The following is a 23,157-nucleotide window of genomic DNA, read 5'->3' as shown; positions in this document are numbered from 1 at the left end:
ATTTTTTTGTTGTATTGTACCACAAAAAAGGTCCCGCAAAAAGATCTTCTCCTTTTGTGGGACCAATTTTTCGGTTTTTGTTTTAGTTTTTGCAATTATTCCTTCACCTTCAGCACCAGACACTGATACGGTTGCAGACGGATCGTTTCCTCGCCTGCCTCGCAGGTGTCATAGTTATTCAGAAGTACTTCTTCGATTGTGTCTGTAAATGGCAATGTAATGCCATCCGCAAGAGAAGTAGTAAGGATCAGAATATTATTCTTCTCATCCTTCCTGCGGTACGCCAGAACGCCGCTTACCGTCTCGTATTCCGGAATCAGCGTTCCGTAGAGGAAGGTTTCTTCCAGATCTTCACGTCGTCTTACTGCCACCATTTTGCGGTAAAACCACAGCAGGGAATCAGGATCTTTTTCCTCGGCCTCATAGTTCAGTTCCGTATAGTTTTTATTCACCGGGAACCACGGCGTACCTGTTGTGAATCCCGCCTCGGCAGATGCATCCCACTGCATCGGAGTTCTGCTGTGCTCGCGGCTCTCGCGGTTGATCTGCTCGAGCGCTTCCGCATCCGTTTTTCCTTCTGCAATCAGACGGTCGTAAATAGCAAAGGTCGGTTTGTCGACGAATCCCTGAATAGACTGTTTCGGGTTGTCGCGCATGCCAATCTCCTGTCCCTGATACAGAAATACAATACCCGGCAGGAAGAAATTGGTGACCGGAAGCATCTTTTCGCTGTAGCGGTTCTGGTCCTCCGGCATCAGGAACCGGTCGATGATGCGCGTTTTGTCATGGTTTTCGAGAAAGTTGCAGAGCATGCCGCGGCCATCCACGATTTTCTGCGCCGCAAAAAGCTGATCGCGATAATCGTCAAACAGCGCCACGGTATTGCCCCATTTCGGGTTACGCACATTGTCGAGGGTGTGACAAAAATCGAAAACGGACGAGAAACTGCCGTTTTCCCCAATCACATCCTCCACATCCTCCGGTCCCATGTGATCGTACTCTCCGATCGTCAGCGCATCGGTCGGCGCAAAGGTGCGCTCCTTCATTTCACGCAGAATGTCGGCAAGACCGTCTACGTTGTTAAAATACTCGAACGCCATATTGTACTCGTCCGGTCCATCCGGCGGAAGGTTGGTGTACTGATAATTCTTTTTCAGATGGCTGATCGCATCAAGACGGAATCCGCCAAGTCCCAGATCCATCCATTTTAAAATCATCTCATAAATTTCTTCCCGCAATTTGGGATTCTCCCAATTGAGATCCGGCTGCTCTTTTGTGAAGATGTGGAGGTAATACAGTTTATCATATCCCGGTACTTTCTCCCACGCGCTGCCGCCAAAAATCGACCGCCAGTTGTTCGGCTCTTTGCCGTCTTTTCCTTCCCGGAACACATAATACTTTCCGTACTTTCCAAACGGATCTTTGAGTGCCGCCTGAAACCACGCATGCCGGTCAGAGGAATGATTCACGACAAGGTCCATCAGAATGCGGATGCCGCGTTTTTTTGCCTCCGCAATCAGCTCCTTCATGTCCTCCATCGTTCCAAACGACGGGTCGATATCCATGTAATCGGAAATATCGTATCCGTTATCCACCATCGGGGATGCAAACACCGGACAGAGCCAGATGACATTGGCTCCCAGCTTTTCTATTTTGTCAAGATGACGGATCACGCCTTTCAGATCTCCTATGCCGTCTCCATTGGTATCCTGAAAACTCTTCGGGTAAATCTGATATCCGACCGTTTTGTGCCACCACTTTTTCTCCATTACTCTTCTCCTGTTCATTTTGTTTTTATAATGCGGGCCGTTCTTTAGGTTTACCGCAAAACCTATAGTGTTTCCACTATATCACAAAAGAATGGATTATGCTACTTTTTCTTTTTGATTTTTCCCGATGTCCGCTTTACCGTTACGGTTCACTGTTTTTTCATCAGCGGCAAAATCACGCAGGAAGCAGCTTTTCTGCCCATATGAATGGTCTGATGTGCAATTTTATTTTCCGTTTTTTCCGACCACAGCCCTTTCTGATTGCTGTGGACATGGTACTGCGGGAAGTCGGAGGAGGAAACATCTACACGAATGCGGGAACCCTTTGGAATCGTGTATACAATATTCCACATAGTAATCTGTACCTCTGCCACGCTGCCCGGTTCATAGGCTCCGGCCCCCGTTTTTCCCTGCTCCAATGTTGCAATCGAGGAACGAATGTTGTACGCTTTTCCTTCCGGCGTTACCTCCATGATTTTAGCGGTAAATGCCGTATCCTCGCAATCACTTTCCACGAACAGACGGACGGAAGCTTTTCCGTTCAGCGTGAAAGTTTCTTCCAGCGGTTCTGATACAAAGCTCAGGACATCCTCACGATAATCCGGTTCCGGCTGAAGATGGCTGCCGATCTGCGGCATCGTATGCAGAAGGGCTTCTCCGCCGATGCTCTCGACGGGAGTGGCCGGGTCAAACGTGTAGTTTCTCGTTTTTTCCCGTTCCGGCGCGTCTTCCCGCAGTGTTTTCTCATCCAGATACAGCGTCATGCTTCCCGCAGTTTCTTCTTCTCCCAGTCCGTCGGACACGCTATCAATCCAACGGTCTGAGCCGATCTCATAGGCACGGATCCGCTGTGTTGGGATTTCTTTTTGTTTCAGCGTCAGCTCAAACCATTCCAGCATCTTTGGAATTTCTTCATTCTGCGGGTGCAGCACCTCTTTGCCCTCGAGGCAGATCTGGAAAAAGTGGTTCCAGGCGCCGATTTCGAGCCAGCTGTGCTGTTTTGTTTCCGCGTTCAGCCGCTCCCACGTTTTCATACTGCTGCCGTGGTGATGATCGTACCAGCCGCTTAAAAGATAAATCGGAACCTTCGTTTTTGATGGAATTTCCCGTAACTGTTTCCACCAGCCCGTCTGCCAGAGTGCCGCATCCGGGCTCGGGCTTGTGATGTATTCGCGGTAGGACGGAACACGCTGTCCCCACAGCGCCTCGTCCACTTCAATCTGCGGCAGATAACGGCAGCTTTCGCGATAGTCAGCATTCACTGGTTTTTCCGCATTTTCCATCGACCATGCGGTCAGGATATCGTGGCGGAAGCAGCCCTTCTCGTAGGCTGATACAAAACGATCCGTTCCATAGTCCTCCAGAAACATTGTGGCAACTTTCCCCTCCGCGGCATCAGCGAACGCCCAGCCGGTCATGCTTGTGTAGGAATGGCCCCAGTAGCCTAAGATTTCGCACCATGGCTGCTCCACAAGGTAATCCATGGTGTCAATGCCATCGTTCCGCTCATTAATGTTTGGCTCCCATTTTCCTTCCGACTGCTCTCTGCCGCGGCAATACTGGTAGACATACACATAACCCCTGCGCGCCAGTCCCTCGCCGTAGGCACGGTGAATACGGTCGTTGCCCGGATAGCAGGTACGAGTCAGGATGACGGGATATTTCTTGTTTTCTCCTGATCCGCCTTCCCTTGGAAAATAATAGATTGTATGCAGCTTCACACCATCGCGCATCTCGATCTGGCTGTCTTTTCTTTCAAATGCTGCACAGCTTTCGGAAACGCCGCTTTTCGCAAATTGTGCTTCTACGCGTTTTACCGCAGCCGTCATAAAATCTTCTGCCATTGCCCTAAACCTCCATTTCCAGCAGTGCCATACCGAGTGTCTTTCCATGTTTGTCCAGCGCCAGCGATCTTGTGACACCGCCGCCGAGTGTCTTGTCGAGGACAAAGTTCAGCGCATGGATTCCGTCCAGTTCGTAGCGGGTTACTTTTCCGTGACAGATTTCGCGGAAGTATTCTGCTACGCGTGCTTCTGTTACTTTTTCTTTCAGCATTTCATAATTGTTCTCATCATATGGGATCACCGAAATATTGGAGATCTCGCCTTTATCGCCTGTTCTTGCATGTGCAATCTCTTTTAATTTCATCGCCTTATACCTCCCGGAATGTAACTTTTGCTTCTACTGCATCGCGCGGCACAAAAATTGAGCAGACCGAGACAATCTCGGACACCCGTTTCACTGCTCCGCCGCCTCCTGCGGGACCGTTGGTATAGAGAGCCTCCACCTCGTTTGCCAGCAGAACGGCATTTTTCCGGTCTTTCGTTCTGCCTGCGGCGCGGAGACGCACTTCACACGGAGTTCCACTTCCGATCTCCTTGGAAATTGCATCACGATACAGGGAATTGCATCCGATAAAATCAGTACGGTACTCTTCCAGCTCGATGCCTGTCAGTTCAATCCGCTTCTCCAGAATCTCCGCCGCCAGCTCCGCCCGTGCCATACAGTTGCTTCCGCCATAGGAAATTTCACCCTCACCGATGAAGCAGTCCTTGTAGCCGACACTCACTTTCAAAGTTTCCGGTCTTCCATGCGTTGTCGCATGCTCGGCGCAAACCTGGTTTTCCCCGATCTGCCGGAACGTCACCTTTGAAAAGTCCGCTGTTGCATCCGGGGTCAGGTAAGCCTTGGGGTTGTGGATTTCGTAGATCATCTGCTCTTTACAGGTATCCACACTCACCAGTCCGCCACTTCCCTCGACTTTTGTCACGGTAAATGCGCCTGTCTCGTCGATCTCAATGAGCGGGAATCCAAGTTTCCACAGATCCGGCACATCCTTGTAGCCCGGATCCGCAAAATAGCCGCCTGTCACCTGTCCGGCACACTCCAGCAGATGGCCTGCCAGAACCGCCTGTCCCATCTGATCCGGGTTGTCGTCAATGTTCCATCCAAATTCATATACCAGCGGTCCGATCGTCAGTGCAGGATCGGAAACGCGACCGGTAATGACAAGATTGGCACCCTCTTCCAACGCTTTTGTGATGCCCTCCGCACCCATATAGACATTCGCAGAAATCAGAACATCTTTTTTCTCTTTTAACAGCGTGCCATCCTCCAGCACTGTTTCATTTTCATACTTGTCCAGCTCGTCTGTAATATCATCGCCGGTCACACAGGCAATCTTCAATCCACTGACACCCAGTTTTCTGGCAATTTCACACGTCCGTTCTGCAGCAGATACCGGGTTGGCAGCTCCCATATTGGTAATAACTTTTACTTTGTTTTTCGCCATCAGCGGGAGAATTTTTTCCATTCGATAGTCGAGCAGCTGGTTGTATCCCTTCGACGGATCTTTCTCTTTGTCCTGCTGCCCGATCGCAACGGTGCGTTCCGCCAGACACTCGAAAATAATGTAGTCCAGATTTCCTTTTTCCATCAGTTCCACTGCCGGCTCAATGCGGTCTCCCGCATAGCCTGCGCCGCTTCCGATTCTGATTTTTTTCATGTTCTATGGCCTCGCTTTCTTTGATCTGAGATCATTGTAATGCGATATCCGGGCAGATACTACAAAAGGGATCGTAATTTCTAAAATTTTAGAAATCATGATCCCTCTTTTATGTGAGTTCTGTTACAGCAAAGACAGAAAATACCACAAAGCTCCAAAGCTGCAGAAATTCCGGCATTTCATTCTCCTTCTGTCTTATTCTTTGATTTTATTGTATAACGTTGCCAGCGAAATTCCGAGTTCCTTTGCCGCTTTTTGCTTCCCTTCCATATCCCGTCCGTACAGCAACAACGTATTTTTGATCTCCTGCCGTTCAAAGCGGCGCACCCGCTCTTCCAGCGTCATGTGAGCCTCTGATTCCCGTTTTTCAAACTGTACGAGACTCGTCACAATTGAGATGCTTCCGCGGATCTGATGCTCTTCCCAGATCGGATAAACACTTGCAAAGTATTCCTGTGTTCCCTCTCTCCGCACCATTCCCTCGACCGGGATGCCGCTCCAAATAACTTCCGGAGCAATGGCAGATTTTCGGTACTCCGTGATTTTATGACCTTTCGCGGTTTCAAGCGGAACGCCGATGAAATCGCTGTAGACTTGATTGAAGAACACAATCCTGCTGTGCTGATCGCAGATCAGGATTCCCTGCTGTAAAGATTCCAGAACGGAATGTACCTGCATTTTTCGTTCCTCCCGTTTTCTCTTTCTGTACTCTCGGAGTCTTTCTGTCATGAGGATATTTAGCCCTTATACTCCTCCGTAAATGTCTTGTATGAATAGATCACATTCTCAATTTCATCTCCACGGTCGCAATTACATTTTGATACCACATGGCATCACCATACCTTCCGGCAATTTTTAACTTTATTGCCACAAAGTATGGACTCAGTTCAAAAAAACGCACGGCAGGAAATCCCGCCGTGCGTCCATAGATTCTGATTTACGCTTAAATTATTTAAGAGTAACTTTAGCGCCTTCAGCCTCAAGTTTAGTTTTGAGCTCTTCAGCTTCTGCTTTGGAAGCACCCTCTTTGAGGACTTTCGGAGCACCGTCAACTACTTCTTTAGCTTCTTTCAGGCCAAGTCCTGTAGCTTCACGTACAACTTTGATAACTTTAACTTTGTTCGGGCCAACCTCTGTCAGCTCTACGTCGAACTCGTCTTTCTCCTCAGCTGCTGCTGCATCGCCTGCTGCTGCTGCAACTACAACGCCTGCTGCTGCGGATACGCCGAACTCTTCCTCACATGCTTTTACAAGATCGTTTAACTCTAATACAGATAACTCTTTGATAGCGTCAATAAACTCTGCGGTTGTTAACTTTGCCATTTTATTTTCCTCCTTGGATATTTTCTGAATAATGTTCTCAGGCTGCGTATTTCACGCTGCCCGCTTGAGGCTTAGGCCTCTGCTGCGCCGCCTTTGGACTCTGCGATCTGGTTGAGGACGCGAGCCAGGTTTGCGATCGGGGACTGGATGCTTCCAAGCAGTTTGCCAAGAAGTTCTTCTCTTGACGGAACGTTTGCCAGTGCTTCCATTCCAGCTTTGTCGTAGTAGTTTCCTTCTACAACACCAGAAACCATCTCCAGCTTCGGAGCGGTTTTTGCAAATTTAGCGATGATTCTTGCCGGAGCTGTTGCATCGTCCTTGCTGATTGCGATAGCGTTTGTGCCATCCAGGTCTTTGGTAAGAGACTCGAAAGCAGTACCAGCGAATGCACGTTTCATCATTGTATTTTTGTATACTTTGTAATGAACGCCTGCTTCTCTTAACTCTTTACGCAGCTGAGTATCCTGAGCAACGGTTAATCCGCTGTAGTTTACCAGCAGCACGCACTGTGCGCCTTCTACCTGTGCGCTGATCTCTTCCAGGACCGGCTTCTTCAGATCGATTTTTGCATTGATTGCCATGATTGCACCTCCTTGTAGTATTTCGTACCTACGCTTTGGAAGTATAAAAAAAGCTCTTCGCGAAGATTGGCGAAGAGATCTCAAAATTCCATAACATGAACCTTGTGTAACTTCTCCTCGGCAGGCGTTTGAAACTTACGCCTTGCGGCACCTGCTGTCTTCGGCGTGATACAGGTGGTATGATATCATATGTGAGGAGGGTTGTCAAGATCAAAATAGACTTTTTTCATATTTGTGCAACTTCATCAAAATATGCGTTCTATTTTTTCAAACCGTTTCTTCCTATACCATGTTATACTTACGTTGTTGTCGCCTCCCAAACTGGCAACAGGAAGGGGGTGAGCGCATGTCTATACTTATTTCTCTTATCGTTTCCGTTGTAGCAGGTGTAATCAGCTACTATATCTGCAAGTGGCTAGACGGAAAACATGGTGACAATTAGCACAGGCGGATGCCCTTCCGTAAAATAGGGAAGAACCCCCAGCAGTTGCCGCTGCTGGGGGTTCGCTTTGTGAACACATGTCACTTATTTCTCTTATTAGCTACATATACTATATCATATGCCGAATCGAATTTCAAGATTCCTCTCCCACATTTTTATTTCACTTTCACCAGTCGCACAGCCATATACGGTCTTGACGGCATGTCGATCGTGAATTCTCCGCTGTGGCGGCCTGCCGGGGTGATGGTCATGTTCCAGGTGTCGATGATTTCCGATGAAGATATTCTGAAGCTCAAAGATCTGCCGATCTGGTTTACACACGCAAAAACCGACCCGGTTGTCGTTCCGGATGACTTTGTCGTTCCGACCTATGAGCGTCTGGCAAAGGTCAATCCGAATGCACACTTCACCTACTGGGACAAGGTACTCGATCACACCGGAACCCAGAAAAATGCAGACGGCACCCCATTCGAATACATCGGCCACTGGTCCTGGATCCCGATGCTGAACGATGAGTGTGTCCTCGATTATGACGGCAAACCGGTTATGACGGACGGAAAAGAAACTCCGATTCTGGAGTGGATGGCTGCACAGAAAAAAGCATAACACAGCACTTGCCGGATTCTCCGCCTACGGCGGATTGTTGCAGTGAAAAAAACAGATGGTATGAAATCGGACTTCAAAGCTGATTTCATATCATCTGTTTTTGTCTGTTCTTGTCTTTTTTTCTCTGTTCCGTTTGATATCGTCAACCGTGCAAGTCGGCTGATCTTTTCGAAAAGCTCTTGCCCCTACTGTTCTTTTCTTTTCAGCTCTTCATAAAATTTCTGCAGCACATAAAATGCCGGTTTGCGGTACTTTTTGTCCTCAGAGAGCAGCCCCTTTCGGTTATAATATTTCTGGATCAGGCTTGTTCTGCGCGGGCAGCGGAAGTCGTAGAGAATCCAGGGGGTCATGCCCTTGATGTAGTCAATGTTCCGCAGCGTTGCAATCTGTTTTTCGTACACATCCGCCTGGCACTCCTCGGTTCCTTTGTCCGAGATGGTTCCATGGTGATGCGGCAGCGCGTCTGCGCCGAACTCCGTTACGATAACCGGCTTGTCCGGCTGGCTGTTTTCCATCAGTGCCGGCAGCATCGCAAAATCCGGGGTGTACCAGCCGCAGTACTCGTTGATGCCGATGATGTCAAGGTATTCCATCAGACGGTCCTCAATCTTATTTTTCGCAGCATTAACCAGGCAGGCCGCAGACACCATTCGCGTCTCATCTTCCCGATGCGCGCATTCTGCCAGTGCGCTCATGAATTTCAGCCGTTCATCCGTATCGGCATTCTCATTTCCGACAGACCAGATGATCACGCTCGCGCGGTTCCAGTCACGGTTGATGAGTTCGCGGAGCTGATTCTGGGCATCCTCATATGTTTTTTCACGTTCAAAACGAATTGCCCAGTAAACCGGAATTTCCTCCCACAAAAGAAGCCCAAACTCGTCGGCGAGTTTTGCCATTTCTTCGTTATGCGGGTAATGTGCAAGGCGCATGAAGTTGCATCCCAGTTCTTTCGCAATGCGGATATTTTCGATCCGTTCCTCTCTTGTCAGGCCTTTTCCGTTTTCCACGCTGTCTTCGTGGCAACTGATACCACGCAGGAAAACGGGCTCTCCGTTCAGCAGAATGTCTCTGCCGTTCACGCGAATTTCACGAAAGCCGACCCGATCGCTGACGGTATCGGTTCCACAGGTTACTTTTACATCATACAGCTTCGGTTTTTCCGGTGTCCAAAGCTCCGGTTTTGCATCAAAAACAACTTCTCCGGCTCCGTTTTCCAGCTGGATTTTCCGGCTCACGCCAAGCTCCTCGATGACAAGCTCTGCCTTGGCTGTGATTTTTTCCGACAGTGTCACTTTCGCCATAACATGTCCAAATGTTCCGTCCGGCACAAGCGCAATTTTAAAAGTTTTGATATGGCATTTCGGAACACGGATCAGTGCGATATCGCGGTATACGCCGCAGTAGTTGAACCAGTCGGTATTCTCGGTCGGCACCTGCTCCGGCCGTCTCGTTCCGTCAACAGCAAGCACGATGCGGTTCTCCGCTTTCAGGTATTCTGTGATATTCCAGAACGCCGGTGTCGATCCGCCGCGATGCATACCGACGTATTTTCCGTTTAAGAAAACGCGGCACAGATAATTGGCTGCGCCCACCTTCAGAAAAACTGTTTCCTCTCTTTCTGCGATATAGGAAATTTTTCTCGTAAAGATCATGCTTCCCTCATACAGGAGATACATCGGATCGATGGTATTCCAGCTGCACGGAAGCTGCATCACCGGCCACTCGTCAAAGGAATAGTCGATTGGCACAGTGAAGCCTTTTTCGTCGCGGTATCTCTCTTTGTACCATTTCTGGCGCAGACAGGTATCGTACTGATCGACTGCATAATGCCAGCCGCCGTTCAGCAGCTCCTCTCTTCTTCCCCCTTCAAATATCATCGTGTCCACTGTGGCAAATCCCGTTTCGTACTGTTCGGTATAATCCTCGAGATGGATATCCGACATATACTTTTTCTCTTTTTTTGCTTCCATAAACTTTTCCCTCACTTCTCCAAACGATCCGAAACACGCTCTGCGAGTTTCTCAGGGTATCGCGGCAGTCGCCGGGTCTCGTGCAGACACGGACTTTGGCGCGGCACCACCCATTCCTTGTTTTTATTATAACGCTTTCACAGGAAAAATCTATGGTCAAAACTGTTGAGGATATTGCAAAAATTGCGGTACCGCTTATTTTTCTCAATGTCATTAACTTAAAAGCAGAAGATATTTATTCCGAAATGGATTAGATATCTTCTGCTTTTTTTGATATGCTTATATTGTAAAAAGAAGCCATGAACCTGCTCAAAAAAGGATGTGATTATGCATGAAGCATTCTCAGAAACGTATATTCATGGATATAGAAAAAATGACTTCTGATGAATTTAAGGCATTTTGCCGATCAGGTAATAAAAATTATTTTACCAGAATTCGAAAAATGCCTCTTCAGGATCTTCTTTTCACGATGATAAACAGAAAGGGGTTGACGTTGGCATTGGAACTGAGAAATTATATGAAACTTGCTCATCCTGGTGTGTCTATTTCAAAACCAGGATATCTGAAACAGCGTATGAAACTTAATCCAGATGCTTTTTTAGAATTATATAAATATCATAACCGTAACTTTTATGCAGATTCCACCTTTTCAACTTACAAAGATCATTTAATATTAGCCGCTGACGGCTCAGATATTAATATTCCTACCACTGCTGAAACACTGAAACTATATGGTTCTGCAAGCCGGAAAAACACAAAGCCCCAAGCTCAAATAGGATTAGGCTGTATTTATGATGTAATGAATCGTATGATACTGGAAAGTGACTGTAATAAGGTGAAATTTAATGAAATGCGCCTGGCCGAAAAACAGATGGAGCGAATACCGGAAACAATAGGCAGCATTCCCTATGTTATTATCATGGACAGAGGCTATCCTTCTACGCCAGCGTTTATACATATGATGGATAAGGATATTAAATTTATCGTACGTTTAAAAAGCAGTGATTACAAAAAAGAGCAAAACAGTTTAATAGAAAAGGATCAGCTAGTTAAAATAAAACTTGATAAGTCAAGAATCAGACATTACGAGGGAACGCCAGATGGAGAACGTATGAAAGAATTAGGTGAAATTTCATTGCGTATGGTAAAAATCCTATTAGAAAACGGAAGTTTAGAAGTTTTGGCTACAAATCTTTCACAAACTGAATTTCATACAGAAGAAATAAAAGAATTATATCATATGAGGTGGGGGATAGAGACTGCGTATGAAACGCTAAAGAGTCGGTTACAGTTAGAGAATTTTACAGGAACAAAACCTATTCTGTTATTACAAGATATATACAGCACTATATATCTGAGCAATTTAGTTGAAGATATCATATTAGATGCAGAGCGTGAACTGGATCAGAAAGAAGCGAACAGAAAACATAAAATGATGATCAATCAGACTGTTAGTATTGGAATCTTAAAAAATGATCTGATTTATATACTTCTTGAAACGGATGGTCAAAAGAAAAATATGTTATTTCAGCAAATATATGAAGATATCAGTAAAAATCTTGTTCCCATTCGTCCTGATCGGCATTATACCAGAACGAAAGGGCAATTAGCAGGAAAATATTCGAATACCCATAAAAGAGCGTACTGAGCTAAAAAATACGAGTACAAAGAGAAGGGGATAAGTATGCCCATATACAAACAAAAAGCAGGAATCATAGTTTTATAAATGCTTACGATTTCTGCTCTTTGCTAAAGTTAATGACATTGTTATTTTTCTTCGTTTTCGTTCTTTCCTTCCGCCGCCATCTGCCGCTTCCTCCGTGTCACAAGGCCACCGATCCGTCCCGTTTCTTTTGCCGTGAGTGATCGCCAGCCGTCATTCAGCACGCGTTCTAAAAGCCCCAGCTCACCTGCGATTTCGTATTTCATTTTCTCCTTCTCCGTCATATGTTCCAGATCAATTTTCTTCTGCCTTGCCATTTTTTCTACACTCCTTTTCTCTGCATTTTTGCTTTATCCAGAGTGTAGACACTTTTTTCCGGCCTTATACCTCCTGTTGTCAAACGGCTATGAGCAATCCGCTTCGCTGCTTGCTCATAGCCGAAGAGCTGCTTCGCAGCTTATCTTTTCATCCCTGCTTTCGAAATCCCCCCCGAAGGCAGGAATCTTTTATCTGCCGCCACAAAAAAAACCTCGCTTTTTGAAATACGGTCCGGTTTCCCATTCCGTTTTTTCAAAAAGCGAGGTCCTTTTCTTTATTTCTATTCTATGTTCCTATCTCCTCACTCCGGCGTCTCTCCGAGCCCGCTTTTAATTGCGGCAACAGCCGCCCGAAGTGCCTCCTCTTCATCCTCCCCGCTGCTGCAGATCTCAATGGTTTCTCCCTGCCTGATTCCTGCGGCAACGATACTCAAAATACTCTTTAAATTAACCGTTCCCTGCATCCCGTTGTTTTCATAGGTAAACGACATGGAAGATTTGTACCGGCTTACACTGTTTGACAAATTTACCGCGTTTAAAAGATGCAGACCTGACGGATTGACAATCGTTACTTTTTCACTTACCATCTTACGTTCCACCTGTCTTTCCTTTGTAATCCGCTCATTTTTCTTTGAAAAATGGCTACTTACTCATTTTTTGCCGTGTCCCGAGTTCAAAAATCCTCCTGCAAGCTTTGCCTGCATCGGTTTTTTGACCTTTTGACACTGATATTTTCATGATAGCACAGTTTTGTTAATACAGTTTGAACATTCTGTTAGATACTCCTCAATTCTTTCCTCTTACTCAGCTGACTGAAGAACAGGTAATAAATAAAGTATGCAATCGTTGTGATCACCCACGACAGCGGATAGCAGAAGGCTGCTCCTTTTAAGGAGTGGAAATGCGGCAGAACCGCCGTCATCCACACGATACGTACTCCGCAGATTCCTATTCCGGTGATAAACATCGGAATCCATGCATCTCCGACACCGCGGAGTGCACCGGAAAGGATTTCGATGGAAATGTAGGTAAAGAAGGTCGGAACCAGGAAATGGATCAGTCCGTGACAGATTTCACGCACCGCCGTATCTGTGGTAAACAGAGAAATCAGTGTATCACCGATAAACCACATAAACACAACCATCAGACCCGTCATCAGGAATGCCATGATCATGCTGGTGCGCACACCGCGGTGTACACGATCCATCTTTTTCGCACCGTAGTTCTGACCGACAAAGGTTGTCGCCGCAATACCGAGCGCATTGATCATCATCCAGAAAAGACCGTCCACCTTTCCGTAAGCCGCCCACGCGGCCACATTGTTGGTTCCCAGCGAATTGACGGCAGACTGAATGATTACATTCGATACCGAGTACAGAATTGACTGTACGCCTGCCGGAAAACCAATGCGGACAATTCGTTTCAGCATAATCCAGTCGATGCTGATTTTCCGCAGATGAAGCCGGTAAATGTCTTTGGTCCGCATCAGAGAGCCCATAACAAGAACCGCACTGATGATTTGAGACAGAATGGTTGCAAGTGCCGCGCCCATAACACCCATTTGCAAACCGACAACAAATAAAAAGTCAAGCGCGATATTGGTCATACAGCAGATGATCAGATACAGCAGCGGACGTTTCGAATCGCCGACCGCACGCAGAATACCGGAACCCATGTTGTAAATCAGGTTTCCGATGGTTCCAAGGAAATAAACACGCATATAAATCAGCGCATGATTTACAACATCATCCGGCGTGTTCATCAAATCGAGCATCCATCTCGAACAGCCAATGCCGACTACTGTCAGCACAATACCTCCGAGAATGGAAAAGGCAATGGAAGTGTGCACTGCCCACTGCACCTTGTCCTCTTTATTGGCTCCGTAATGCTGTGAAATAACAACCGTCGCACCACTCGAAAGGCCGACAAAAAATCCGACCAGCAGATTGATCAGCGTACCTGTCGTTCCGCCGACCGCCGCAAGTGCCTGTTTTCCGAGAAAGTGTCCGACAATCATGGCATCTGCCGTGTTGTAAAGCTGTTGGAAAAACGTTCCGAACAGAATCGGCAGGAAAAAGATCAGAATCTGCTGCCAGATAACACCTTCCGTAATCTGATTTACCTTTACTACTTCTTTCTTCTCTTTGTTCATACCCAAATACCTTCTAAAACTGCCGCCGGATCTCATGGCTGATTCCGACGGCAGTCCCCCTTTAAAATTTTCTTCTGCTCCTCTGCAGATACTCTTCTTCTGTTTTATATTTTCAGCTGCTTCATCCCTCTTGGCAAGCGGATATTTGCAATCCGCTTCGCTACTTGCTTGATTCGGTTAAGTAATCTTTCAAAAAATCAAACAGCGTCTGCATTTCTTCCCGCGTGCCAATCGTAATACGCAAATAATTGTCAATGCGGGGTTTCTCAAAATACCGCACATAAATATGGCGTTCCCGGAGTGCCTGAAAAATCTTCCCGGCCGGTACGCTTTTGTGCGTTGCGAAAATAAAGTTCGATTTCGAATCTTCGAAAGAAAATCCCAGCTTTTTCAGCTCCTCCTTCGACCACTCTCTCGTTTCCATCACTTTTTTCACCGTCTTGCGGAAATATTCCACATCGCGGATCGCTGCGGCTCCGGCTGCGATCGTGGTCTGATTCATGGTATACGAATTGAAAGAATATTTCACATCATTCAGATACGAAATCATCTTCTCATTTCCGATTGCATAGCCGATGCGCATGCCGGCAAGCGAACGAGATTTTGATGTTGTCTGCACAACCAGCAGGTTTTCATATTTTTCCAGCAGCGGCTGCGCAGTGGCTGCTCCGAAATCCACATATGCCTCATCCACAATTACAACCACATCCGGGTTGTTCTGTAATATCGATTCGATCGCAGAAAGCGAAAGCTCCACACCCGTCGGTGCATTCGGGTTCGGGAACACGATTCCGCCATTTGGATGATTCTCTGCAAAATACTGCTCCGGCACAATGCAGAAATTTTCATCGAGCGGGATCTGCTCGTACGGAATGCGGAATTCCTCCGCCCAGACATCGTAGAAGGAATACGTAATGTCCGGGAAAAGAATCGGTTTGTCAGAGTTAAAATACGTCATAAACGCCATCGCCAGAACATCATCCGAACCAACGCCGACAAAAACCTGCTTTGTGCTTACGTGGTAGACATCCGCGATCGCCTGCACCAGTTCTGCCGCGGTCGGATCCGGATAGAGACGGAGGGTATCCTCTTCTGCTACCCGTCTGATCGCCTCTGCGGCTTTTGGTGACGGCGGATACGGATTCTCATTCGTATTCAGCTTGATCATGTCAGCCTCATGCGGCTGCTCGCCCGGTACATACGGCACAACTTTTCTTACATTCTTTTCCCAGTTACTCATAAGTTCCTTCCTTTCTGCCTGTGGTCAGGAAATGCACCCTGACTTTATTCCGTCTTTCTGTTTTTTTGGAAACCCCTGTGAATCGTAACCATTTTTTCTTTTCCTTCTGCTCCCGGCAGTTTCCCGCCGACGCAAAGTCCCTTTTCTTCCCGGTGAACCGCTTTATCCTCTCTTCTTCCAGGTAGACGGATAGAAAAGAATCAGCATCGGAAACAGTTCCAGACGGCCTGCCAGCATATCAAAAATCAGAATCAGCTTGGAAACCGGACCGTATCCAAAGAAGTTACTGGTCGGTCCTACCTGGTCAAGACCCGGTCCGATGTTGTTCAGTGTTGCGGCAACTGCCGTGAAGTTTGTCTCGAAGGAAAATCCATCCACACTGATGATCAGCATGGAAAAGCTGTAGATCACCAGATAAACAATCAAAAATACGTTGATCGCCCGCAGAACCTCATGCTCTACCGGGTGATCGTCGAAACGGATGCGTTTGATACTGCGCGGATGTACGATCGAACCAAGCTCTTTTTTCACGGTTTTTAAGAGGATCAGGATTCGCGAAACCTTGATTCCGCCTCCCGTTGAACCGGCACAGGCTCCGATGAACATCAGCATCACCAGAATACATTTTGACAGCTCCGGCCAGAGGTCAAAGTCCGTCGTGGAATAACCCGTTGTCGTGATAATCGATCCGACCTGGAAAAAGGCAGTCCGCACCGCTTCACCGATGGAATGGTACATCGGATAGGTATTCCAGGAAATCACGCCTCCTGCCAGAAGGATAATCAGGAAATACGCTCTTACCTCCTGGGACGAAATGGCGGCCTTTCCCTTTTTGCAAAGCATCAGATAATAAAAGTTAAAATTCACACCGAACGCAATCATGGCGATTGTCAGAATCCACTGCTGCAGTGGTGTGTACACTGCACAACCGCTGTTCAACACGGCAAAACCTCCTGTTCCGGCAGCTCCCATGGCGAGTGTGACAGAATCAAATGTCTTCATGCCGGAAAGCAGCAGGGCAGCAATGGTAAAAAGTGTCATGCCAAGATAAATCTGATACAGAATTTTAGCAGTTCCGCGCACTCTCGGAACAAATTTGGAAACGGTCGGTCCCGGGCTCTCTGCCTTCATCAGGTTCATGACGGAACCGCCCTTCATCGGAAGCAATGCAAGAATGAACACAAGAACGCCCATACCGCCAATCCAGTGGGAAAAGCTTCTCCAGAACAGGCTGGCGTGTGAAAGTGCTTCCACATCGCTCAAAATGCTGGCTCCTGTCGTTGTAAAACCGGAAACGATCTCAAACAGCGCATTGATATAAAACGGAATTTCCCCCGTAATTACAAACGGCACCGCTCCGAAAACACCAAGGACAACCCAGCTTAACGAAACGCAGACAAATCCGTCGCGGGAATAGATTTCCATATTGGACGGTTTTCTGAAGCAGAGGATCAGACCGGCCGCAATGCAGAGCAGTCCCCAGATAAGATACGCAAAGCCTGTCTTTTCCTGATACATGGCTCCGACCAGCGCCGGAAACAGCATCAGCATACCTTCCACTTTCAGCACCCAGCTGATGACAAAACGAATCATTTTATAGTTCATAATCCGCTTCCCCCGTTACTCTGCCAGAATCTCATGGATATCCTGAAGACCGGTTTCCGTTGTTACGATAATGACGGAATCTCCTGCCTCAAAGGAATCCTGTCCACCCGGAATGATGACCTTTCCCCGTCTGTTAATCGCTGCTACCAGAAGGTTTGGCCGTGTTTTCATATCCTGCAGACGGATGCCGATCATACGGCAATTCTGGTTCACGATAAACTCAAGAGCCTCCACACGGTCTTCCATCAGCTTATACAGCGTCTCAACGTTGCTTCCGATGGAGTTTTTCATTGCCCGGACATACTGCAGAATGTACTCTGCGGTGATGTGTTTCGGGTAGATCAGGCTGTCCAGGTTCAGGCTGTGGATAACATCATTAAATTCCAGATGGTTGATTTTCGTTACAACCTTTGAGGATACCTTCTCTTTCGCATACAGCGACAGAATGATGTTTTCCTCATCCACATCGGTGCAGGCCACAAAGGAATCCATATTCTGGATGCGCTCCTCTTTTAAGAGCTCCTGGTCACTTCCGTCACCGTAAATAACGGTTGCATCTGGCAGTGCTTCGCTTAAAACCTCACAGCGATCCTTATTTTTCTCGATAATCTTGACATCGACGTTCATATTTGCCAGTGATTTTGCGAGATAATACGTAATTTCACCGCCGCCGACGATCATCGTACTGTGTACCTTGTTTGTATGAACACCGATTTTCTTAAACAGGCTCTCTGCGTTCTGCGGTGTGGTAATGATGGAAAGGCTGTCTTTTGCCTGGATCACAAAATTTCCATCCGGTATGTAAACCTCGCCGTTTCGCTCAACAGCACAGACCAGCAGACTGTACTGAAGCGCTCCGGCCAGCTCACGCAGCGACATATGGACAATTTTCGATGTTTCCGGCACTTTAAAGCGCAGCATTTCGATTCTTCCGCGGGAAAAGCTGTCGATCTCAATCGCAGATGGGAACCGCAGCAGTCTTGCCATTTCCATGGCGGCCGCGTGCTCCGGGTTGATGATCATGGACAGACCCAGCTTTTTACGGATAAATTCTCTCTCCTCCCGATACATCGGATTTCGAACTCTGGCGATGGTGTGACAGTCTGCTGCCTGTTTGGCGATGACACAACAAAGCAGGTTCATTTCATCACTTTTGGTTACGGCAATCATCAGATCCGCATGCTCAATATCCGCCTCCTGAAGCACCTGATAGCTTGCTCCGTTTCCTACAATTCCCATAACGTCATAGGTGTTGGAGACGTTGCGGACGACAATACTGTCTGTGTCGATGACCGTCACAAGGTTGTCCTCGCGGCTCAGCTGGGCGGTCAGTGCGGCTCCGACTTTTCCGCAGCCCACAATGATAATTTTCATGTTCTCTCCCTTCAATGCAAAAGCATTTCGCGTAAAATAGTAAAGACCCGCCAGGCGGCATCGTAAAACCATTTTTCGATGCACTCCAAAAAGCAGATCTGTACCCCTATTGTACGATGGCGATTATATCATATTTCCAGGAAAAGCGGAATAGATTTTAACAACATTTTGGACGGAGTTTTTGTAATGATTGATCAAAAAAGGGAAAACCTGTTGAACCTTGCGCTGGCCGCAACGGAAGTCGAACGGCGGCGTGTGCCGGAGCTTTCGGCAGGTTATAACTCTTACAGCAAAACATGGGAAGTAATTGTACAGTATCAGGGAGACCTGGCTTTTCTGGAGGAGCAGGGAGTTCGTGTGACGCTGCTGCTGTTTTCGTATGCCATTCTTCTGGTTCCGGAGTCCCTGATGGATTACGTGACAGGACTGCCGCAGATTACCTATCTGGAGAAACCGAAATTACTTTATTTCGCAGATGCATTTGTGCGGAGCATATCCTGTATTACGCCTGTGCAGGAGGGGGTTATGGGTCTGTCTGGGAATGGGGTGCTGCTTGCATGCATTGATTCAGGCGTGGACTATGCGCATCCTGATTTCTGCGCACCGGACGGGACAAGCCGAATTGCAATTTTATGGGATCAGACGATTCCGGGGAATCCTCCGATGGGGTATGCTCTTGGGTCGGTATATACACGGCAGCAGATCAATGAGGCACTTGCATCTTCTACGCCGGAAGAACGGTTTGCCCTCGTGCCGTCCCGCGATGTGACGGGGCATGGGACAGCGGTGCTCGGAATCGCAGCGGGAAATGGGAGATCCTCGGCAGATGCGGCCATGCGGGGCGTGGCACCGGAAGCAACACTCGTGGTCGTAAAGCTTGGGAATCCTGATCCGGCGGATCTGCCGCGGACATCGCAATTGCTGCAGGCGGTGGATTTCTGCGTAAGATATGCACTTCTGGTGGAGCGGCCGCTTGTGATTAATTTGAGCTTCGGGAATAATTACGGTTCGCACAGCGGGGATTCCTTACTTGAAACGTATTTGAATGCAGTGTCAAATTTAGGGCAGAACGTGATCTGTATCGGGGCAGGAAATGAAGGGGATACCGGACGCCATTATACCGGGAACCTAAAGTCGGACCGCAAGTCGTCCGGTCAGACGCAAACAGTCCGTCCGACATCTGATCCGGCTGCGACGTCTGCGGTCTCGGCAACGGCTGACCGCGCTGTCTCCGTTGAATTTCAGGTCGGTGCTTATGAATCCTCGTTCAGTCTCCAGATCTGGAAGGTTTATGGGGATGAAATCTCGATCGAACTGATTTCCCCCGGCGGCATCCGCTCCGGCACGCTCTCTCCTGTCCTCGGCACGGCGCGTCTGACGCTTGGTCCGACAGAACTTCTCCTGTTTTATGGCATGCCATCCCCCTACAGCCAGGCGCAGGAAATTTACCTGACCTTTCAGGGCGCAGGAAACCATCTGTCCGTCGAAAACGGCATCTGGACCTTGCGTCTCACCCCCGGCCGCCTGATCTCCGGTTCCTTTGACCTCTGGCTTCCCGGCGGAAACGCCGTCGGTTCACAGACACGCTTCTTCTCCCCCACTGCCGACACCACACTCACCATCCCTTCCACCGCCCGCTCCGCCATCACGGTCGGTGCCTACGATCCCCGCCTTTCCTCCTATGCCAGCTTCTCCGGCCGCGGCTATACCCGTATTCTCCACGAAATTAAACCTGATCTCGCCGCCCCGGGTGTCAATATCCCAGCTCCCCGTTCCGGCGGCGGCTATGCTTCCTTCACCGGCACCTCGTTTGCCACGCCTTTTGTATCGGGAAGCGCCGCTCTTATGATGGAATGGGGTATTCTGCGCGGAAATGACCCGTTTTTATATGGTGAAAAGCTGAAAGCTTATCTCATCGCAGGCACAAAACCCATCGCATCCGAGAGCGAATACCCGAACAGGCGGGTGGGATGGGGACGACTTTGTTTAGAAAGTAGCCTGCCAGATTAAAGTTATTGAAGGATTCGATAGAAGAAATAAAAGCGCAATGTAAAGAGTTAAACGACAAATGAGACATATTTTTATCTCTGTACTATCTTGTACTTTGCTACGAAAATAAAACTCGTAGCAAGGTACTTATAGTGTTCATTTGTCTGGCAACTCTTTTTTATTTAACTGTTAATAACTTGCTGTTTAAAATTTTTTGAATGCAAAGAGAATCACTTACCCAAAAGATATTCTTCCAACATTTCCTTTACTTTTTTCTCAATTTCGTCTATGATCTCTTCACACCTTGTCTTTTTCATCCCTGCACCAGTTCCTACCGCCAGTAACTCTTTTCTGCCTGGATTTCTTCCATTTCCATCTACTGACGTAGTATGTTCGCCATAATACGTATTACTGTAAGTAAGATCATATGCCGGACTTAAATGCCATTTATCTTCGTCTGCTTCGTACAAATACGTGAAGTTCTTCGAATGATCATCTCTGTTATGTGCAAAAACATTGAAACACATTCGGCGGAACATATTTTCAACATCTTCATCGCAATTGCGTGTCATGATTTTTGTCAGTTTCATTAATCCATGATAGTCCAGACTTGGCTGCTCAAAATCCAATTCCAGAATTGCAGCTGTCGTCAACATGTGCACTTTCTTTTTCCCTTTCAAACAGTTTCTCCTGTCAAACCTTTTAGTTCCAAAATATCCTTTACATTTTTCTGATGGAAACAATCTCGTTTCACTCATCATAATTCCGCAGGCCTTGGCACAGCAGGAATAGTCATATTCCATTTTTCCTGCATCTTTTCCGTCCACATGCGCTGGAAATTTGATAATCCATTCTTCATTATCAATGGTTGTCATGATTTTAGGTCTTGCTCCGCCGCTGGTACCTCCCAGCAGATACAATTCGTCCAGTTTATCCGAATACTCTGTATTCAGTATCTTTTGACACTCTTCCGCCAGTTTGTCCAGATCTGCACTGCTCTGCTCCTCTGGAAAATTCTTTTCCGGGTGATATGTCAACGCTCCCATCCCCGATGTGCCCACAATCGCCAGACGATCCAGTACGGTCAGTTCATCCGGATTTTGTTTATGTGCCCGTAACAGGCGATCCAACAGTAATCTGCCCCAATGATCTGGAAGACTGTCCGCAAAAACCCCAAATAATCCTTCAAAATGATCCTTAACTGGAACAAATACCTGTTTTTGCAAAGGCAATGAAAATGGGTTGATCGAAAATCCGGTTTCCAGCCATTCATCACTGTACTGAAATGCCACTTTGTGGTCTGCCGTCATAGCTAATGTTCCCACCGTTTGATCCTCATAACACACCTGCAGTACTTTATCTTGTTTCATTGATAACCTCCTGAATATCTTTATACGGTACCTGCGTGAAAATATTTCTGAGCTCATCTGCAAGATCCAGTGCGATTGCAATTTTCGTTAAAGATAACAGGGAAATTTGTCCTGTCGTTTCGAATCTTTTGATTGAGCCGTAACTCACTCCGCTTATAGATGCTAATTTTTCCTGCGTAATTGAACGTCTCTTTCTGATTTTTCTCACTCGCTGCGCAAGTTTTTGATCCAGTTCTTCCGGAGTTTCCCATATAAATTGTTCCATTTTTTCCCCTTCTTGTTACAGATTATATGTTATCTAAAATATCCTGTTTTTATTCAAAACAGATTATATATTATCTATTCTATTTTACCACTCACGTGCAGAAAGCACAATGATTTCCTGCCCTGTTTCCATAAAAACTCCACCCCGTTTTTGTAACTGCAGATAAATTTTGCATCTCCTTTACTCTATAGGGATAATTTGCGCTTTTTTGACTATCCGGTAGTATTTGTTTCAGAGTAAGTAAAAAAGCCTCTGCCGGGCAAAAATTTTGCTTTCCGGCAGAGGCTTTGCTGGTCAAACGGATATTCATGCAAGCATGATTCGCGATTTTTCTTCCATTTCGCATGGCTTGGAATCGTTACAAATACTGGCTGAATTCCACTTTTTCTTTATTTGGTCCTTCGATCGTGAAGAAACGGACGCCATTTTCCCAGAACGGAAGGAAATGTACTTCATCCTGCGTCGTATTCAGACCGGCCCCGGTAATCATTTCGTGAACCTTTTCAATATTCTTTACGTCAATCGCCACATGGTCGATTGCTCCGGGTTTCAGTGCTGCAGCTTTGTTTTCGTACGTTTCGATCACAAGTGTTCCAAGCTTTAAGAATGCCACTTTCTCATCCGCCGCCTCATTTACGGTGCGGAATGCAATTTCAAATCCAAGCTTTTCATAAAACGCAATCGTCATCTCAATATCGTTGGTCGGAATAGAGCGTGTCTGAAAAAGGCTTTTCGTGAGCTGCGAGTCCCAGTTCGTGGGAGATTTTATCCGAATAAGGGCGGCGTAGCGGGCTACGGCAACCGAATGAGGGTAAAATATACCGCAAAGTGGAGCTTGCAGATTGCGGAAATGATTTTTCAGACACGCTCTAGCACCTTTTTTCTCCACACAAAGGCTTGCAACGGCGTTTCCAAACCGGGCAAACGCTGCCAGTTCTTCCTGCGGCTGTAAAGATATGCTCCATTCCACCAAGTGTCACTAC

The 23,157-nt window shown here is 47.2% G+C and carries 21 protein-coding genes and 1 other annotated feature; of the genes, 3 read left to right on the top strand and 18 right to left on the bottom strand.

The window, feature by feature from the left end; all coding sequences use genetic code 11:
- Window positions 1–95 precede the first annotated feature (95 nt).
- The 8 genes from DXB83_RS04925 to DXB83_RS17350 all read right to left on the bottom strand — a co-directional run bounded on the left by DXB83_RS04925 (window position 96) and on the right by DXB83_RS17350 (window position 7,871).
- The gene (locus DXB83_RS04925) at window positions 96–1,769 is read right to left on the bottom strand and encodes an alpha-glucosidase (RefSeq protein WP_118697328.1); all 1,674 of its coding nucleotides are present in this window, start codon (window positions 1,767–1,769) and stop codon (window positions 96–98) included.
- Window positions 1,770–1,918: 149 nt separating this feature from the next.
- On the bottom strand, window positions 1,919–3,613 hold the full coding sequence (locus tag DXB83_RS04920; RefSeq protein ID WP_158581087.1) for a CocE/NonD family hydrolase: 1,695 nt from the start codon (window positions 3,611–3,613) through the stop codon (window positions 1,919–1,921).
- A 4-nt stretch (window positions 3,614–3,617) separates the two neighbouring features.
- Window positions 3,618–3,917, bottom strand: a complete 300-nt coding sequence (locus DXB83_RS04915; RefSeq protein WP_022462826.1) for an AtuA-related protein — start codon at window positions 3,915–3,917, stop codon at window positions 3,618–3,620.
- Window positions 3,918–3,921: 4 nt separating this feature from the next.
- Window positions 3,922–5,274: an acyclic terpene utilization AtuA family protein gene (locus tag DXB83_RS04910; protein WP_117761438.1), complete on the bottom strand. Its 1,353-nt coding sequence runs from the start codon at window positions 5,272–5,274 to the stop codon at window positions 3,922–3,924.
- Window positions 5,275–5,469: 195 nt separating this feature from the next.
- Window positions 5,470–5,952: a helix-turn-helix domain-containing protein gene (locus DXB83_RS04905; RefSeq protein ID WP_173841386.1), complete on the bottom strand. Its 483-nt coding sequence runs from the start codon at window positions 5,950–5,952 to the stop codon at window positions 5,470–5,472.
- Between the two features lie 270 nt (window positions 5,953–6,222).
- A complete protein-coding gene (gene rplL / locus DXB83_RS04900) occupies window positions 6,223–6,597 on the bottom strand; it encodes a 50S ribosomal protein L7/L12 (protein WP_022462823.1) in 375 nt (124 codons plus the stop codon).
- Window positions 6,598–6,668: 71 nt separating this feature from the next.
- Window positions 6,669–7,178, bottom strand: a complete 510-nt coding sequence (gene rplJ / locus DXB83_RS04895; protein WP_055227784.1) for a 50S ribosomal protein L10 — start codon at window positions 7,176–7,178, stop codon at window positions 6,669–6,671.
- 37 nt (window positions 7,179–7,215) lie between these two features.
- Window positions 7,216–7,360, bottom strand: a sequence feature (ribosomal protein L10 leader region).
- A 415-nt stretch (window positions 7,361–7,775) separates the two neighbouring features.
- Entirely contained in the window at window positions 7,776–7,871 is a 96-nt protein-coding gene (locus tag DXB83_RS17350) for a DUF5605 domain-containing protein (protein WP_158565852.1), read from the bottom strand.
- On the opposite strand from DXB83_RS17350, the gene DXB83_RS04890 reads away from it, so the two are divergent.
- Window positions 7,870–8,226, top strand: a complete 357-nt coding sequence (locus tag DXB83_RS04890) for a hypothetical protein (RefSeq protein ID WP_117804638.1) — start codon at window positions 7,870–7,872, stop codon at window positions 8,224–8,226. The genes DXB83_RS17350 and DXB83_RS04890 overlap by 2 nt on opposite strands.
- A 185-nt stretch (window positions 8,227–8,411) precedes the next feature.
- On the opposite strand, the gene DXB83_RS04885 is transcribed toward DXB83_RS04890, so the two are convergent.
- Window positions 8,412–10,199 (bottom strand): glycoside hydrolase family 2 protein, encoded by a 1,788-nt coding sequence (locus DXB83_RS04885; RefSeq protein WP_117804639.1) that lies wholly within the window; start codon window positions 10,197–10,199, stop codon window positions 8,412–8,414.
- A gap of 358 nt (window positions 10,200–10,557) precedes the next feature.
- Here DXB83_RS04885 and DXB83_RS04880 point away from each other — a divergent pair, with 358 nt between their 5' ends.
- Entirely contained in the window at window positions 10,558–11,847 is a 1,290-nt protein-coding gene (locus DXB83_RS04880; protein WP_238033145.1) for an IS4 family transposase, read from the top strand.
- Between the two features lie 119 nt (window positions 11,848–11,966).
- On the opposite strand, the gene DXB83_RS04875 is transcribed toward DXB83_RS04880, so the two are convergent.
- The 6 genes from DXB83_RS04875 to trkA all read right to left on the bottom strand — a co-directional run bounded on the left by DXB83_RS04875 (window position 11,967) and on the right by trkA (window position 18,565).
- A complete protein-coding gene (locus DXB83_RS04875; RefSeq protein WP_055220834.1) occupies window positions 11,967–12,179 on the bottom strand; it encodes a small, acid-soluble spore protein, alpha/beta type in 213 nt (70 codons plus the stop codon).
- A gap of 302 nt (window positions 12,180–12,481) precedes the next feature.
- Complete coding sequence (locus DXB83_RS04870) at window positions 12,482–12,766, bottom strand: HPr family phosphocarrier protein (protein ID WP_117804640.1); 285 nt, start codon at window positions 12,764–12,766, stop codon at window positions 12,482–12,484.
- 188 nt (window positions 12,767–12,954) lie between these two features.
- Window positions 12,955–14,331: an MATE family efflux transporter gene (locus tag DXB83_RS04865; protein WP_117804641.1), complete on the bottom strand. Its 1,377-nt coding sequence runs from the start codon at window positions 14,329–14,331 to the stop codon at window positions 12,955–12,957.
- Window positions 14,332–14,491: 160 nt separating this feature from the next.
- The gene (gene hisC, locus DXB83_RS04860; protein WP_117510360.1) at window positions 14,492–15,571 is read right to left on the bottom strand and encodes a histidinol-phosphate transaminase; all 1,080 of its coding nucleotides are present in this window, start codon (window positions 15,569–15,571) and stop codon (window positions 14,492–14,494) included.
- 162 nt (window positions 15,572–15,733) lie between these two features.
- Window positions 15,734–17,176, bottom strand: coding sequence for a TrkH family potassium uptake protein (locus DXB83_RS04855; protein ID WP_117804642.1), 1,443 nt, complete (start codon window positions 17,174–17,176; stop codon window positions 15,734–15,736).
- 15 nt (window positions 17,177–17,191) lie between these two features.
- Entirely contained in the window at window positions 17,192–18,565 is a 1,374-nt protein-coding gene (gene trkA / locus DXB83_RS04850; RefSeq protein WP_334295286.1) for a Trk system potassium transporter TrkA, read from the bottom strand.
- Between the two features lie 171 nt (window positions 18,566–18,736).
- Between trkA and DXB83_RS04845 the strand changes: the two genes are divergently transcribed.
- The gene (locus DXB83_RS04845; RefSeq protein ID WP_117804643.1) at window positions 18,737–20,560 is read left to right on the top strand and encodes a S8 family peptidase; all 1,824 of its coding nucleotides are present in this window, start codon (window positions 18,737–18,739) and stop codon (window positions 20,558–20,560) included.
- Between the two features lie 209 nt (window positions 20,561–20,769).
- Here DXB83_RS04845 and DXB83_RS04840 read toward each other — a convergent pair whose 3' ends face one another.
- The 3 genes from DXB83_RS04840 to DXB83_RS17115 form a co-directional block, all read right to left on the bottom strand.
- Entirely contained in the window at window positions 20,770–21,909 is a 1,140-nt protein-coding gene (locus DXB83_RS04840; protein ID WP_055227801.1) for a type II toxin-antitoxin system HipA family toxin, read from the bottom strand.
- Window positions 21,896–22,174: a helix-turn-helix domain-containing protein gene (locus tag DXB83_RS04835; RefSeq protein ID WP_055227803.1), complete on the bottom strand. Its 279-nt coding sequence runs from the start codon at window positions 22,172–22,174 to the stop codon at window positions 21,896–21,898. Before DXB83_RS04835 ends, DXB83_RS04840 begins: the two co-directional genes overlap by 14 nt.
- Window positions 22,175–22,532: 358 nt before the next feature.
- Window positions 22,533–23,144: a VOC family protein gene (locus DXB83_RS17115; RefSeq protein ID WP_330422101.1), complete on the bottom strand. Its 612-nt coding sequence runs from the start codon at window positions 23,142–23,144 to the stop codon at window positions 22,533–22,535.
- Between the last annotated feature and the right edge of the window lie 13 nt (window positions 23,145–23,157).

It is taken from the genome of Blautia sp. OM06-15AC (assembly GCF_003481425.1).
Taxonomy (GTDB): domain Bacteria; phylum Bacillota; class Clostridia; order Lachnospirales; family Lachnospiraceae; genus Fusicatenibacter; species Fusicatenibacter saccharivorans.
This window is presented reverse-complemented; position numbering and strand designations above follow the sequence as displayed.

Bases quoted from the DNA above. Each gene is read 5' to 3' on its own strand.
- DXB83_RS04925 (WP_118697328.1), bottom strand. From the start codon at position 1,769: ATGGAGAAAAAGTGGTGGCACAAAACGGTCGGATATCAGATTTACCCG.
- DXB83_RS04920 (WP_158581087.1), bottom strand. From the start codon at position 3,613: ATGGCAGAAGATTTTATGACGGCTGCGGTAAAACGCGTAGAAGCACAA.
- DXB83_RS04915 (WP_022462826.1), bottom strand. From the start codon at position 3,917: ATGAAATTAAAAGAGATTGCACATGCAAGAACAGGCGATAAAGGCGAG.
- DXB83_RS04910 (WP_117761438.1), bottom strand. From the start codon at position 5,274: ATGAAAAAAATCAGAATCGGAAGCGGCGCAGGCTATGCGGGAGACCGC.
- DXB83_RS04905 (WP_173841386.1), bottom strand. From the start codon at position 5,952: ATGCAGGTACATTCCGTTCTGGAATCTTTACAGCAGGGAATCCTGATC.
- rplL (WP_022462823.1), bottom strand. From the start codon at position 6,597: ATGGCAAAGTTAACAACCGCAGAGTTTATTGACGCTATCAAAGAGTTA.
- rplJ (WP_055227784.1), bottom strand. From the start codon at position 7,178: ATGGCAATCAATGCAAAAATCGATCTGAAGAAGCCGGTCCTGGAAGAG.
- DXB83_RS04890 (WP_117804638.1), top strand. From the start codon at position 7,870: ATGTTCCAGGTGTCGATGATTTCCGATGAAGATATTCTGAAGCTCAAA.
- DXB83_RS17350 (WP_158565852.1), bottom strand. From the start codon at position 7,871: ATGACCATCACCCCGGCAGGCCGCCACAGCGGAGAATTCACGATCGAC.
- DXB83_RS04885 (WP_117804639.1), bottom strand. From the start codon at position 10,199: ATGGAAGCAAAAAAAGAGAAAAAGTATATGTCGGATATCCATCTCGAG.
- DXB83_RS04880 (WP_238033145.1), top strand. From the start codon at position 10,558: ATGGATATAGAAAAAATGACTTCTGATGAATTTAAGGCATTTTGCCGA.
- DXB83_RS04875 (WP_055220834.1), bottom strand. From the start codon at position 12,179: ATGGCAAGGCAGAAGAAAATTGATCTGGAACATATGACGGAGAAGGAG.
- DXB83_RS04870 (WP_117804640.1), bottom strand. From the start codon at position 12,766: ATGGTAAGTGAAAAAGTAACGATTGTCAATCCGTCAGGTCTGCATCTT.
- DXB83_RS04865 (WP_117804641.1), bottom strand. From the start codon at position 14,331: ATGAACAAAGAGAAGAAAGAAGTAGTAAAGGTAAATCAGATTACGGAA.
- hisC (WP_117510360.1), bottom strand. From the start codon at position 15,571: ATGAGTAACTGGGAAAAGAATGTAAGAAAAGTTGTGCCGTATGTACCG.
- DXB83_RS04855 (WP_117804642.1), bottom strand. From the start codon at position 17,176: ATGAACTATAAAATGATTCGTTTTGTCATCAGCTGGGTGCTGAAAGTG.
- DXB83_RS04845 (WP_117804643.1), top strand. From the start codon at position 18,737: ATGATTGATCAAAAAAGGGAAAACCTGTTGAACCTTGCGCTGGCCGCA.
- DXB83_RS04840 (WP_055227801.1), bottom strand. From the start codon at position 21,909: ATGAAACAAGATAAAGTACTGCAGGTGTGTTATGAGGATCAAACGGTG.
- DXB83_RS04835 (WP_055227803.1), bottom strand. From the start codon at position 22,174: ATGGAACAATTTATATGGGAAACTCCGGAAGAACTGGATCAAAAACTT.